Here is a 14,028-nt window from a genome sequence, read left to right as displayed (position 1 = left end):
CAGGCCTCAGTCCTGGCCGGCCCCGCTGCTGCCTTTTTTACTCTTCTTGCTCGTATAGTCGGACGGTTTCTGATCGCTCTGCATCGGTCCCGATCCGCTGACCTGCTTCTGTTCCATGCCGCCGTAGCCCGACTGGCGCGAGGCGTTCAGGCGGTCTTCCTCGCCGCGCGCCTGCATGCGCTGGGCGCTCTGGCGGGCGCTCCAGCCGGCTTGCTGGGCATTGCTGCCGCCACGCTGGGTGCCGACGTTCTGGTCGCCGATGCCGTTGCCCTGCAGCGAGCCGCGGGCGCGCAGGGCCGCACCCTGCTGTTCGATATTTGCCGACTGCACGTTGGCGCCGCCCGGTGCCACCCAGCCCGGCGCGCGCGGCTGCAGGCTGCCATTGGCAACAGGAACGATTTTTTCCTTGGCAATGCCACGTGCGCGGACGCTGTCCGGTCCTTTTTGCTTGGTCATTTTGATCCTCCTCAGATGCTGCGCTTGTTGAAGCGCGGACAGGACGATCATGCGCGCAGGGAAGGCCGTATTCCAGAGGAATCGGGAGCGCACCTTTGTAGGATTTGAACTACCAATATTCTCGCTGGAATGAAGAGTATTGGTTACTGTTGAGCTTGTTGCTGCGATGAGGGAACTTGGGCCCCCGCCTGCGCGGGGGCGACGCAGATAACGGCAGGCGACGTCGTTATCTGCGGGCGACCTTCTATTTACTTCTTGCGCACCACCACGCAACCGATCGAGTAACCGGCGCCGAAGGAGCAGATCACGCCCTTGCTGCCGCTCGGCATGTCGTCCTGGTACTTGTGGAAGGCGATGATCGAGCCGGCCGACGAGGTGTTGGCGTAGGTGTCGAGAATCACCGGCGCTTCTTCCGGCGTGGCGTCGCGGCCCATCAGCATGCGCACGATCAGCTGGTTCATGTTCAGGTTGGCCTGGTGCAGCCAGAAACGCGAGATGTCCTCGACCTTCAGGCCGGACGCTTCGACGGTCTCGCGGATCATCTCGGCCGCCATCGGGCAGACTTCCTTGAACACCTTGCGGCCCTGCTGGCGGAACAGCTTATCCGGCAGGCCGATGCCGGCTTCGTCGAAGCGGTTCATGAAGCCGAAGTTGTTGCGGATATTGTTCGAGAACTTGGTCTTCAGTTTCGAATCGAGGATCTCGAACTGGTGCTCGCCGATGGCGGTGTCGGCCGCTTCGATGATCATCGCGGTGCAGGCGTCGCCGAAGATGAAATGGCTGTCGCGGTCGCGGAAGTTCAGGTGGGCGCTGGTGATTTCCGGGTTCAGCACCAGCACGGCGCGCGCCTGGCCGGTCTGCACGGCGCCGGCCGCGGTCTGGATCGCGAAGGTGGCCGACGAGCAGGCCACGTTCATGTCGAAGCCGAAGCCTTCGATGCCGAGCGCATCCTGCACCTCGACCGCCATGGCCGGGTAGGCGCGCTGCATGTTGCTGGCGGCAACCAGCACCATGTCGATGTCGGCCGGGGTGCGCTTGGCGCGGGCCAGCGCTTCGCGCGCGGCGGCGACGCAGATCTCGGCCTGCAGCGACAGTTCCTCGTCGGCGCGTTCCTTGATGCGCGAGGTCATGTGTTTCGGATCGAGGATGCCGCTCTTCTCCATCACGTAGCGCGACTTGATGCCCGAGGCTTTCTCGATGAAGGCGCTGCTGGAGGGTTCGAGGGCGGTGACTTCGCCGGCGGCGATCTTGTCCGCGTTCTCGGCGTTGAACAACTCGACGTAAGCGTTGAAGGCCGTCACCAGCTCGTCGTTGGAGATCGAGTTCGGTGGCGTAAACAGGCCGGTGCCGCTGATGACGACAGGTTTCATGATTGGCTTTCTAAGGTGATAACGGGAGGAAACTCCCCGCGAATCTGCCGATTCTACACAATCGTGCAGACCGTGGGAACGCCCTGGGTGTTGCATCAAAAGTGCGTCAGGCAGCGCTCAATGCGCCTGCTGGGCCAGCGTTCCGGCTTTTTCCACCGTGTCCGCACGCTTCGACAACTGCAGCGGCAGCCCCTGCAGGTGACGCAGCGCCTGGGCCAGCTGGAAGTCGGTGGAACTGCCGAATTCGACGGGTTTGCGGTGGCGTTCGGCGGCCAGGATGCGCATCTGCGCCCTGATGTCTTCCCGGCGCGTGGCTTCTTCATGGCCGTGGTCGTTCGACAGATGGCTGTTGAGGTCCGCTTCGCGCATGCGCAGCGCATTCAGGCCATCGCCGTCGGCGTTTTCGTCGACCGGGAAGTCGGGCAGCACGCCGCGCGCCTGGATCGAGCGCCCGCTCGGCGTGTAGTAGCGCGCGGTGGTCAGTTTCACGGCGGTGTCGCCGGTCATCGGGCGGATCGTCTGCACCGAGCCCTTGCCGAAGGTCGGGCTGCCGACGATCGCCGCGCGCCTGTGGTCCTGCAGCGCGCCGGCCACGATTTCGGAAGCCGAGGCCGAGCCGGTATTCACCAGCACCACCATCGGGATGGTCTTGAACAGGGCCGGCACCTGTTTCAACGGGTCCTCGCCGCGGCCCAGCATGTAGTATTCGGGGCGGCCGTAGAAGCGCGCCTTCGATTCTTCCAGCTGGCCATTGGTCGAGACGATCTCGGCACCCTCGGGCAGGAAGGCGGCGGCGACGCCGATCGCACCCTGCAGCAGGCCGCCGGGGTCGTTGCGCAGGTCGAGCACCAGGCCCTTCAAGTCCACTTGCTCGCGCGCCAGGCTGGCCAGTTTTGCCGCCAGGTCGTTCAGCGTCGGCTCCTGGAACTGCGCGATGCGCACCCAGGCATAGGCTGCGCCATTGGACTGGATGATCTTGCCCTTGACGCTTTTTTGCACGATTTCGTCACGCACCACCGTGATCTCCAGCGGCGCGGGGCTGCCTGCGCGCAGGATGCTCAGCACGACTTTCGTGCGCGGCTCGCCGCGCATGCGTTTGATCGCCTCCTCGAGTTCCATGTCCTGGACCTTGGCGCCGTCGATACGGACGATCAGGTCGCCGGGCTGGATGCCGGCGCGCGCGGCCGGCGAATCCTCGATCGGGGCGACGATCTTGACGTAGCCTTCGTCGCTCTGGCCGATCTCGATGCCGAGGCCGACGAAGCGGCCTTCGGTGCCCTCGCGCAGCTCGCGGTAGGCTTTCTGGTCGAGGTAGGCCGAATGCGGGTCGAGCGCGTCGACCATGCCGGAGATGGCATGGGTCATCAGCTTGCTGTCGTCGACCGGTTCGACATAGGTGGACTTGATCAGGCCATAGACGCCGGCCAGCTGGCGCAGGCTGTCCAGGGGCATGCCGTCCTCGACCGGCTTGTGGGCCAGGGCGGAAAACTGCATCGTGACCGCGACGCCGAGGATGGCGCCTAGGGTGAGGAGGGCGGAATGCCGGAGTTTCGAGCCCATGTGCTGGTCGGTCCTTCGCTAACGTTATGCCTGAGCGCAGCAAAGTATAACCGTCGCGCGCCTGCAGAGCGCGCTCAGGCCCGATTTGAGCGCGTATGCACAGTGATATAATGGCCAGCCCACGTGCATGTGTTGCTTACTTAAAATGAAGAAAGTTCTCATTCTCGGCGTCAACGGCTTCATCGGCCACCACCTGTCCAAGCGCATCCTCGAGACGACCGACTGGGAAGTCTACGGCATGGACATGAATTGCGAGCGCATCACCGAGCTGCTCGACCATCCGCGGATGCACTTCTTCGAAGGCGACATCACGATCAACAAGGAGTGGGTCGAGTACCACGTCAAGAAATGCGACGTGATCCTGCCGCTGGTGGCGATTGCCACGCCCTCGACCTATGTGCAGCAGCCGCTGCGCGTGTTCGAACTGGACTTCGAAGCCAACCTGCCGATCGTGCGCGCGGCGGCCAGGTACAAGAAGCACCTGGTGTTCCCGTCGACCTCGGAAGTGTACGGCATGTGCCACGACGAGGAATTCGATCCGGAGAACTCGGAACTGGTCTATGGCCCGATCAACAAGCCGCGCTGGATCTACGCCTGCTCGAAGCAGCTGATGGACCGTGTGATCTGGGGCTACGGCATGGAAGGCCTGAACTTCACCCTGTTCCGCCCGTTCAACTGGGTCGGCGCCGGCCTGGATTCGATCCACACCCCGAAAGAGGGTTCCTCGCGCGTGCTGACCCAGTTCCTGGGCCACATCGTGCGCGGCGAGCCGATCCAGCTGGTCGACGGCGGCGCGCAGAAGCGTTCGTTTACGTATGTCGACGACGGCATCGAAGCGCTGATGAAGATTATCGAGAACAAGGACGGCGCGGCAAGCGGCAAGATCTACAACATCGGCAACCCGTCGAACAATTACTCGATCCGCGAACTGGCCCACATGATGCTGGAACTGGCCGCCGAGTACCCGGAATACCGCGACACCGCCAAGGAAGTGAAACTGGTCGACACCAGCTCGGGCGCCTACTACGGCACCGGCTACCAGGACGTGCAGAACCGCGTGCCGAAGATCGAGAACACGATCGCCGAACTGGGCTGGGCGCCACAGGTCAACATGCGCGACGCGCTGGCCAAGATCTTCGATTCCTACAAGGACAAGCTGGTCGATGCGAAAGACCTGATCCCGGAGCGCCGCCAGCAGCAGCGCGGCTGATTGTTCCGGCCCCACGAAAAACGCCGTTCCTGCCCAGCGCGGGAACGGCGTTTTTTACATCTTCGTCCTTACAAGTTCAGCGAACTTGTAAATCCTTGTAGGCCGCGGCAGGTACCCGGTAAGTAATTGTAAGAATCGACACGAGAGAAAAGACCGGGCTCTATAGTTGTTATCAGTTTTTCTCTCTCTCCACTTCTTGAAGTGGTCTTTGCCCACGGCGCCCCCGTGGGCTTTTTTATGTCGACGATGCCCATGCTTACCCGCTTGCTCCGCGCCTGCCTGCTCAGCCTTGCCCTCGGCGCGACAGGTGCCAGTCTTGCCGTCCCCTTGATGGAGATGCGCGCCGAAGACTTGCTGCCGATGACGGCCGAATTCAAACAGTCCCTGCACCTGAACGCCAACCAGCAGACCTTGTGGCAGCAGGTCGACAGCCGTTCGCGCGCCGTGCTGCGCGAGCGCCAGCAACGTCGCATAGCGCTGCAGGAAAAAGCGAAAAGCCTGCTGGCCAACCCGGACCTCGAACTGCGCGAGCTGAACGCGCTGGTCGATGCCGAAAGCGCCGCCAGCGCCCAGGAAGACAAACAACTGCGTGAATGGTGGCTGAGCCTGAACGATGCGCTCGACGACGCCCAGCGGCGCCAGGTCGCGACCTTGTTGGGCGAGCAGCTGCTGCGGGTGGTGCCGGAGGCGCGTCCCGGCGGCGAGCGCGGCGGACGCGGCGGCGAAAAAGGGGGAGAGCGGGGCGGCCGCGGCATGGGTAATCACGGCCGTGGCGGCATGGGCGGCCCCGGTGGCATCAGTATCGGCGGCTGAGTAACACGGACAAGCCCCCCAGCCGCGCGACATTTCCCTGGTCTTTCGACGGATTTGCTTCCTTGTCATGTATCGTAAAGTAACAGCAGGCCCTGGACCGGCTTTTTGCTGAGGCTTAGCGGCTAGAATTTGATCGAACCGGACGGCAACAGTCCGGGTAACCGATAACGACAAGCATGAGCAAACTGATGCCTGGGCCGACCAGGCGGCCACCAGCGCCGAGCCGCATTCCACTTCCGCCGCCACGCCGGCCGCATCCAACACCGAGCCACACTGCCTCTCGACCATCGCCAAGATGGTATTTGGCCTCCGCTACGAAATGAAACTGTAGTGAATGCAAGACAGCAGCCCGGTTTCGGCGGGCCGGGCTGTGATACATTTGCCGATGGCCACAAGCCGTTCTTTTCCCTGCAACCAAGGACTACCGCGTGAAACGTTACCTTCTGAGCACCCTGACCTTGTCGCTGATGGCCGCATTCGCCAGCGCCGCCGACACCGCCCATACCGCTGCTGCCGGCACCACCTCCGGCATCGAGACGCAGTACATCGACCCGGGCGTGCGCGTCCAGGACGATTTCTTCGGCCACCTGAACGGCAAGTGGCTGCAGACGACGGAGATCCCGTCGGACCGCACCAGCTGGGGCACTTTCATTCAACTGCGCGACAGCACCCTGGGCCAGGTCCGCGGCATCATCGAAACGGTGCAGAAGAAGCCGGGCAAGAAAGTCGGCAGCGACGAGCAGAAGATCGGCGACCTGTACGCCAGCTTCATGGACGAGAAAAAGCTCGACGCGCTCGGCACCCGCCCGCTGGCCGGCGAACTGCAGCGCATCCGCGCACTGAAGGACAAGAAGGGCGTGCCGGCCCTGGTCGCCCACCTGTCGCAGATCGGCGTCGCCACCCCCTACGGCATCGGCGTCGCCCAGGATGCGAAAGAGTCGACCAAGTACGCGACCTACATCCGCCAGGGCGGCCTGGGTCTGCCGGACCGCGACTATTATCTGAAGATGGACGACAAGCGCATGGCCGGCATCAAGGCCAAGTACGAGACGCACGTCGCCAACATGCTGACGCTGGCCGGCGACAAGGATGCGGCCGCCAAGGCCAAGGCCATCGTGGCCTTCGAGACCGAGCTGGCACAGGTGCAGTGGAACCGCGTCGACCTGCGCGATCCGAACAAGAGCTACAACAAGATGAGCGTGGACGAGCTGTCCAAGCTGGCGCCGGACTACGACTGGAAGGCAGCGCTGGGCGCGGCCGGCATCGGCAACAAGGCCGATTACGTGATCGTCGGCCAGCCGAGCTACATCACCGGTTTCAACACCGTGCTGGCCAAGACCGACCTCGACACCGTCAAGGCCTACTTCCAGTGGCAGGTGCTGCGCGAATACGCGCCTTACCTGTCGAATGCCTTCGTCAACGAGCGCTTCGATTTCTACGGCAAGACCCTGTCGGGCGTGAAGGAAATGGAACCGCGCTGGAAGCGTGGCGTCGCCACCGTCGAAGGCGCGCTGGGCGAAGCCCTGGGCCGCGAATACACCGCCCAGTACTTCCCGCCGGAGCGCAAGGCCCGCATGGAAGAGCTGGTGAAGAACGTGCTGGCCGCCTACAAGGAATCGATCGACAACCTCGACTGGATGGGCCCGGAAACCAAGAAGGAAGCGCAAGCCAAGCTGGCCAAGTTCAACCCGAAGATCGGCTACCCGAACAAGTGGCGCGACTACTCGAAGCTGGCGATCAAGAAGGATGACCTGGTCGGCAACGTGATGCGCACCGCGACCTTCGCCTACAACCGCAACATCAACAAGCTGGGCAAGCCGATCGACCGCGAAGAGTGGGGCATGACCCCGCAGACCATCAACGCGTACTACAACTCGCGCCTGAACGAAATCGTGTTCCCGGCCGCGATCCTGCAGCCGCCGTTCTTCAACATGGCAGCCGACGACGCCGTGAACTACGGGGCGATCGGCGCCGTGATCGGCCACGAGATCGGCCACGGCTTCGACGACAAGGGTTCGCAGTCGGACGGCGACGGCAACCTGCGCAACTGGTGGACCGCCGAAGACCAGGCCCGCTTCAAGGCCAAGACCGACATGCTGGTCAAGCAGTACGACGCCTTCGAGCCGGTGCCGGGCTACCACGTCAACGGCGCCCTGACCCTGGGCGAGAACATCGGCGACAACTCGGGCCTGGCGATCGCCTACAAAGCCTACAAGATCTCGCTGCACGGCAAGCAGGCGCCGGTGATCGACAATCTCACCGGCGACCAGCGCTTCTTCATGGGCTTCGGCCAGGTGTGGCGCTCGAAGATGCGCGACGAGGCGGCGATGAACCAGGTCAAGACCGATCCGCACTCGCCGGGCCAGTTCCGCGCCAACGGCACCCTGCGCAACCAGGCCGCCTTCTACGAAGCCTTCGGCGTCAAGGAAGGCGACAAGATGTACCTGAAGCCTGAAGAGCGCGTCACGATCTGGTAATACCAAGCACCAGAACAGGGCTGGCGGCGATCCCGCCGGCCCCATCCACCCATAACAATCCGAGGGAGATGCAAGAATGAAGAAGCAGTATCTGTTGAGCGCCCTGACCCTGGCCCTGATCGCCAGCGTCAGCCACGCAGAAGGCACCGGCGGCGCCGCTGCCGCAGCAAAAGCCACCGCCACCAAGGGCCAGACCCTGAGCGCCGGCATCGCCACCCAATACATCGAATCGTCCGTGCGCCCGCAGGACGATTTCTTCGAATACCTGAACGGCAAGTGGCTCAAGACCGTCGAGATCCCGTCGGATAAATCGAGCTGGGGCTCGTTCATGGAACTGCGCGAGAACACCCTGCCGCAGCTGCGCGGCATCATCGAGAATGTCGCCCAGAAGGGCGGCGCCAAGGGCACCGACGAACAGCGCATCGGCGACTTCTACGCCAGCTTCATGGACGAAGCGCGCCTGGAGCAGCTGGGCGCGACCCCGCTGAAGGGTGAGCTCGACAAGATCGCCGCACTGAAGGACAAGTCCGAGCTGCCGGCCATGCTGGCGCGCCTGGGCAAGATCGGCGTGGGTGTTCCCTTCGACTTCGGCATCCACCAGGACAACAAGGATTCGACCAAGTACGTCGCCGACATCGGCCAGGGCGGCCTGGGCATGCCGGACCGCGATTACTACCTGAAGGCCGACGACAAGAAACTGGCCGAGACCAAGGCCAAGTACCAGCAGCACGTCGAGAAGATGCTGAGCATGGCCGGCGACAAGAACGCTGCCGCGAATGCCAAGGCCATCGTCGACTTCGAGACCGAGATCGCCAAGGTGCAGTGGACCAAGGTCGAACTGCGCGACCCGATCAAGGCCTACAACAAGGTCAACCTGGCCGACCTGAACACGATGGCTCCGGGCTTCGACTGGAAGACCTGGCTGGACACCGCCGGCCTGTCGGGCAAGACCACCTATGTGATCGTCGGCCAGCCGACCTACCTGAAGGCCTTCATGGAAGTGGCCAACCGGACCCCGATCGACACCTGGAAGGCTTACCTGTCGCTGCACCTGATCGAATCCTACGGCAGCTTCCTGTCGAAGAACTTCGTCGACGAGCGCTTCGACTTCTACGGCCGCACCCTGTCGGGCGTGAAGGAACAGGAACCGCGCTGGAAGCGTGGCGTGGGCGCGGTCGAGCGTTCGCAGGGCGAATCGCTGGGCAAGCTGTATGTGGCCCAGTACTTCTCGCCGGAGAAAAAGGCGCGCATGGAAGCGCTGGTGAAGAACCTGCTGGCCGCCTACAAGGATTCGATCGACAAGCTCGACTGGATGAGCCCGGCCACCAAGAAGGAAGCGCAAGCCAAGTTGGCCAAGTTCACCCCGAAGATCGGTTACCCGAACAAGTGGAAGGACTACTCCAAGCTGGTGGTCTCGCGTGACGACCTGGTCGGCAACGTGATGCGTTCGCGCGTGGTCGAAGCCGACCGCGAGCTCGATAAACTGGGCAAGCCGATCGACCGCGAAGAATGGGGCATGACGCCGCAGACCATCAACGCGTACTACAACCCGGAGATGAACGAAATCGTGTTCCCGGCCGCGATCCTGCAGCCGCCGTTCTTCGACGCCAACGCGGATGACGCGGTCAACTACGGCGGCATCGGCGCCGTGATCGGCCACGAGATCAGCCACGGCTTCGACGACCAGGGCGCCCAGTACGACGGCAACGGCAACCTGCGCGACTGGTGGACGCCAAGCGACCACAAGAACTTCAAGGCCAAGACCACGGCACTGGTCAACCAGTACAACGCCTTCGCGCCGCTGCCGGGCTACCACGTCAACGGCGAACTGACCCTGGGCGAAAACATCGCCGACAACTCGGGTCTGGCGATCGCCTACAAGGCCTACCACATCTCGCTGAAGGGCAAGAAGGCGCCTGTGATCGAAGGCATGACCGGCGACCAGCGCCTGTACGCCGGCTGGGCCCAGGTGTGGCGTTCGAAGATGCGCGAGCAGCAGCAGATCGTGCAGGTGAAAACCGACCCGCACTCGCCGGGCCAGTACCGTGCCAACGGCACGCTGCGCAACCAGCCGGGCTTCTACGAAGCCTACAAGGTGAAGCAGGGCGACAAGATGTACCTGGCGCCGAATGAGCGCGTGATCATCTGGTGATGAGTATCCGGTAATTCCCTTGCTTTCGTGAGGTGAAGGCCGCGGCATGCCGCGGCCTTTTTTATTGACGCTACAATAAGTCAATAACCACAACCGAAGGGACTGTCCTGTCATGAAACGCCGTGCAAACCGCATCCTGTTGAGTGCCCTGAGCCTGGTGCTGGCCGCCGGCTTCGCCCACGCGGAAGGCAGCAAAGCCGTCAGAACCGCCAAAACCGCACCGGCGGCGGCGCGCCCCCTGCTCGCCAGCGGCATCGCGACCCAGTACATCGACCCGTCGGTGCGTCCGCAGAACGATTTTTACCGGCACCTGAACGGCAAGTGGCTGCAGACCGTGGAGATCCCGGCCGACCAGTCCAGCTGGGGTTCCTTCGACCAGTTGTACGAGAATTCGCTGACCGAACTGCGCGGCCTGATCGAAAAAGCCGCGACCGCCGATGGCGCCCGCGATGCCGACGCCAGGCGCATCGGCGACTACTACGCCAGCTTCATGGACGAGGCGCGGCTCGAGCAGCTCGGCATCGCGCCGCTGCAGGGAGAGCTCGACCGCATCGCCGCCCTGAAGGACAAGGCCGGGCTGCCGGCGCTGCTGGCCCACCTCGGCAAGATCGGCGTGAACCTGCCCTTCGACTTCTATATTCACCAGGACAACAAGGACTCGACCAAGTACATCGCCGACATCGTGCAAGGCGGCCTGGCGATGCCGGACCGCGACTACTACCTGAAGGAAGACGATGAAAAGCTGGCCGATGCCAAGGCCAGGTACGAACGGCACGTCGAGCGCATGCTGACGCTGGCCGGCAACCCGCGCGCGGTGTTCGACGCCCGCTCCATCGTCGGCTTCGAGACCGAGCTCGCGAAGCTGCAGTGGACCAAGGTCGAGCTGCGCGATCCGATCAAGGCCTACAACAAGGTCGCCCTGGCCGACCTGGACAAGCTGGCGCCGGGCTTCGACTGGCAAGCTTGGCTGGAGGCCGCCGGCCTGGCCGGCAAGACCAGCCACCTGATCGTCGGCCAGCCGAGTTACCTGAAGGCCTTCGTCGAGGTCGCGAACAAGACCTCGCTGGATACCTGGAAGACCTATCTCTCGATGCACCTGCTGGATGCCTATGCCGGCTACCTGTCGAAGAATTTCGCCGACGAGCGTTTCGACTTCTACGGCAAGACCCTGTCCGGCACGCCGGAGATGGAGCCGCGCTGGAAACGCGGCGTCGGCGCGGTCGAGCGTGCGCAGGGTGAGGCCTTGGGCAAGCTCTATGTGGCGCAGTACTTCCCACCCGAGCGCAAAGCGCGTATGGAAGCACTGGTGAAGAACCTGCTGGTGGCCTATAAACAGTCGATCGACAAGCTCGACTGGATGAGCCCGAAAACCAAAAAGGAAGCGCAGGCCAAGCTGGCCAAATTCACGCCCAAGGTCGGCTACCCGAACAAGTGGAAGGATTATTCGAAGCTGGTGGTCAAGCGCGACGACCTGGTTGGCAACGTGATGCGTTCGAAAGTGGTCGAAGCCGAGCGTGAGCTGAACAAACTCGGCAAGCCGATCGACCGCGACGAGTGGGGCATGACGCCGCAAACGGTGAATGCCTACTACAACCCGGAGCTGAACGAGATCGTGTTCCCGGCCGCGATCCTGCAGCCGCCGTTCTTCGACGCGAATGCCGACGATGCCGCGAACTATGGCGCGATCGGCGCGGTGATCGGCCACGAGATCAGCCACGGCTTCGACGACCAGGGCGCGCAATACGACGGCGACGGCAACCTGCGCGACTGGTGGACCTCGGCCGATCACAAGAACTTCAAGGCGAAGACCGCGATGCTGGTCAAGCAGTACAACGCCTTCGAACCCCTGAAGGGCTACCGTGTGAACGGCGAGCTGACGCTGGGCGAGAACATCGCCGACAACGCCGGCCTGGCAATCGCCTATAAAGCCTACAAGATCTCGTTGAAGGGGAAGAAGGCGCCGGTCATCGACGGCCTCACCGGTGAGCAGCGCCTGTACATGGGCTTCGGCCAGGTATGGCGTTCGAAGATGCGCGAACCGCAGCAGATCGTGCAGGTCAAAACCGATCCGCACTCGCCGGACCAGTTCCGCGCCAACGGCACGCTGCGCAACCAGCCGGGTTTTTATGAGGCGTTCGGGGTCAAGCCGGGGGATGGGATGTATCTGGCGCCGAAGGAGCGGGTGATCATCTGGTGACAAGGGCATCTTCGTAGGCGACAGGCAGGCATCGGAAACGCGTGTGCGACGCGAACCCCCTGCCTTTTGCGATACGCCCGGTTCGAGATGATCGTGTCATCGTGCCTGTGGCCCAAGATGATCGAGGGCGGCATCACTGGCGCGCTGACGGCCGCTACGCTGGCGGGCCGCCAGCAAGACCAGCAGTATGATCAGCCCCGCCAGACTGATGGCACGCCCGGTCGTCTCGGCAGGTAAGCCGGCCCAGTGCAGCGCTACCAGGTGGTGGCCGCTGGCTACCTGTACCAGTGCCAGGCCGGTATCTGGATCCACCACCAAGGGTTGCGGCAAGCCGTCCACCGTTACTCGCCAGCCCTGCACCGCGAACACGGGCATACGGACCGCAACAGCGTGCGACGCATCGACAGTCGCCGATAGCGCATGACTGCGGTGGCGAACATCCTTGCATGCGATGGCCAGGTCTCGGCATTCTCCTGCCAGCTTGCCGTTATCGACATAAGTTTTCCATCGCGGTCCACGGACCGCCGGAACATATTCAGGCTGTCCGAATTCGCCGCGCATGAACTCGGACCGGGCCGGCAGGCGTTCGCCATGGCGTACCAAGCTCCACTGCAGGTAGGCGCTCTGCGCACACTGCGCTGCAACCAGGACGATAATCATTGCACGTGCCGTTCGGCTCCAGCGCGACCATCCTCTTTCAGCGAGGTGAATCGCGAGGGCCAGGTTAGCTAAAATGCAGGCCAGGAAGATGAAGCGGTAGGGAAACTGAATCTTTTGCAGCGGTGATAGCACTGCATAAAGCGGATACGCCAGTTCGGTGCTGAACAGCATGGCAGCGGCGCCAATGATGGCAAGACGGCGTGCTAGAGTGCCCATCGGTGTCAGTGCCTGGTTCTTGCCAGGACCCAGCGCCAGTATTACCGTGCCCATTGTGAGCAGGGAAAAGGGCCACTGGATTGCGAACCAATGGATGGAGGTAAAGATGGGAAAGATGAATCGTCTTCTCCAGTCGAAACCGTTACCCTCGGTCCAGCCACTGGGCGTAATCAAATGCATTTGCGTCAACGCGGGATATAGGAAAAAGGCGCTTAGGGCCAGTCCAAGGATAATTCCCGCTGCCCATAAAACGTGACCGCGGAACGTGTCCCGACGAGGAAAGGCAAACAGCAGACGCGCTAACGCGGTACTTATCAGCGTCATCAAGCCACTCAGCAGGTGGCTCAAACAGATCAGGCAGAGCAGCGGCGCCAGTATGTATGGGCGAGGGCGGTCGCGTGTGCTTTCGATGGCGAAAAGGAGGCAGAAAGGAATACTGAGCGACCAGGGAAAGCCGGCCAGGGAAGTAGAGAGAAAATAAAGCAACGGGCACGCTATGACAAACATCGTGCTGAAGAGCGCGTGGTGCGAAGGGTAACGCCGCAGCACGACGCCGTACACCACGCCGCCCAGCAGTAGGTAGGGAACAGCGGCAGCGCAGATCAGGGCTTTTTCCGGCTGCAGCCCCAGCAGTGCAAAGCCAGTCGTCACGTAATAGAACAATGGCTGATAAAACAGGAAGGCTGGATCGCCCAACCCGCTGCGCGAAGCATGTGCCCAGCGCGGCAAAAGCCAGCCTTCCTTGATGGCGTCCGAAAACTGGTCGGCCCAGCGCAGGTGAACTGCAATGTCGCCTTGGTGGCCAAGGCTGTGAGTGAGCAAAGGAATTGCCCATAACAGCAGGGTAAAAATGCACACGCAGCCAAAACCGAAAAGGCGTGTGTGTTTTCCCAAAAATATGTTCATGTTTCGTTGCC

At 62.6% G+C, this 14,028-nt stretch carries 9 protein-coding genes; 5 read left to right on the top strand and 4 right to left on the bottom strand.

Annotated elements, in window-relative coordinates:
* Nucleotides 1–6: 6 nt before the first annotated feature.
* The 3 genes from NX782_RS17690 to NX782_RS17680 all read right to left on the bottom strand — a co-directional run bounded on the left by NX782_RS17690 (nucleotide 7) and on the right by NX782_RS17680 (nucleotide 3,386).
* Entirely contained in the window at nucleotides 7–456 is a 450-nt protein-coding gene (locus tag NX782_RS17690) for a hypothetical protein (protein ID WP_258846799.1), read from the bottom strand.
* Nucleotides 457–704: 248 nt separating this feature from the next.
* Nucleotides 705–1,826: a beta-ketoacyl-ACP synthase III gene (locus NX782_RS17685; protein WP_258846798.1), complete on the bottom strand. Its 1,122-nt coding sequence runs from the start codon at nucleotides 1,824–1,826 to the stop codon at nucleotides 705–707.
* Between the two features lie 117 nt (nucleotides 1,827–1,943).
* Complete coding sequence (locus tag NX782_RS17680; protein ID WP_258846797.1) at nucleotides 1,944–3,386, bottom strand: S41 family peptidase; 1,443 nt, start codon at nucleotides 3,384–3,386, stop codon at nucleotides 1,944–1,946.
* Between the two features lie 145 nt (nucleotides 3,387–3,531).
* Here NX782_RS17680 and NX782_RS17675 point away from each other — a divergent pair, with 145 nt between their 5' ends.
* From NX782_RS17675 to NX782_RS17655, 5 genes are all read left to right on the top strand, one after another.
* Nucleotides 3,532–4,596 carry a bifunctional UDP-4-keto-pentose/UDP-xylose synthase gene (locus NX782_RS17675; protein WP_258846796.1) on the top strand — a complete coding sequence of 355 codons (1,065 nt, stop codon included), beginning with the start codon at nucleotides 3,532–3,534 and terminating at the stop codon, nucleotides 4,594–4,596.
* Nucleotides 4,597–4,848: 252 nt separating this feature from the next.
* On the top strand, nucleotides 4,849–5,409 hold the full coding sequence (locus tag NX782_RS17670; RefSeq protein WP_258846795.1) for a hypothetical protein: 561 nt from the start codon (nucleotides 4,849–4,851) through the stop codon (nucleotides 5,407–5,409).
* A 428-nt stretch (nucleotides 5,410–5,837) separates the two neighbouring features.
* The gene (locus NX782_RS17665) at nucleotides 5,838–7,886 is read left to right on the top strand and encodes a M13 family metallopeptidase (protein ID WP_258846794.1); all 2,049 of its coding nucleotides are present in this window, start codon (nucleotides 5,838–5,840) and stop codon (nucleotides 7,884–7,886) included.
* A 76-nt stretch (nucleotides 7,887–7,962) separates the two neighbouring features.
* The gene (locus NX782_RS17660) at nucleotides 7,963–10,038 is read left to right on the top strand and encodes a M13 family metallopeptidase (RefSeq protein ID WP_258846793.1); all 2,076 of its coding nucleotides are present in this window, start codon (nucleotides 7,963–7,965) and stop codon (nucleotides 10,036–10,038) included.
* Between the two features lie 112 nt (nucleotides 10,039–10,150).
* A complete protein-coding gene (locus NX782_RS17655) occupies nucleotides 10,151–12,235 on the top strand; it encodes a M13 family metallopeptidase (RefSeq protein WP_258846792.1) in 2,085 nt (694 codons plus the stop codon).
* 96 nt (nucleotides 12,236–12,331) lie between these two features.
* Here the strand turns inward: NX782_RS17655 and NX782_RS17650 are convergent, their stop codons facing one another.
* Complete coding sequence (locus tag NX782_RS17650; protein ID WP_258846791.1) at nucleotides 12,332–14,017, bottom strand: 6-pyruvoyl-tetrahydropterin synthase-related protein; 1,686 nt, start codon at nucleotides 14,015–14,017, stop codon at nucleotides 12,332–12,334.
* Nucleotides 14,018–14,028 lie beyond the last annotated feature (11 nt).

The sequence above is a fragment of the Massilia norwichensis genome, assembly GCF_024753245.1.
Lineage (GTDB): Bacteria > Pseudomonadota > Gammaproteobacteria > Burkholderiales > Burkholderiaceae_D > Telluria > Telluria norwichensis.
This window is presented reverse-complemented; position numbering and strand designations above follow the sequence as displayed.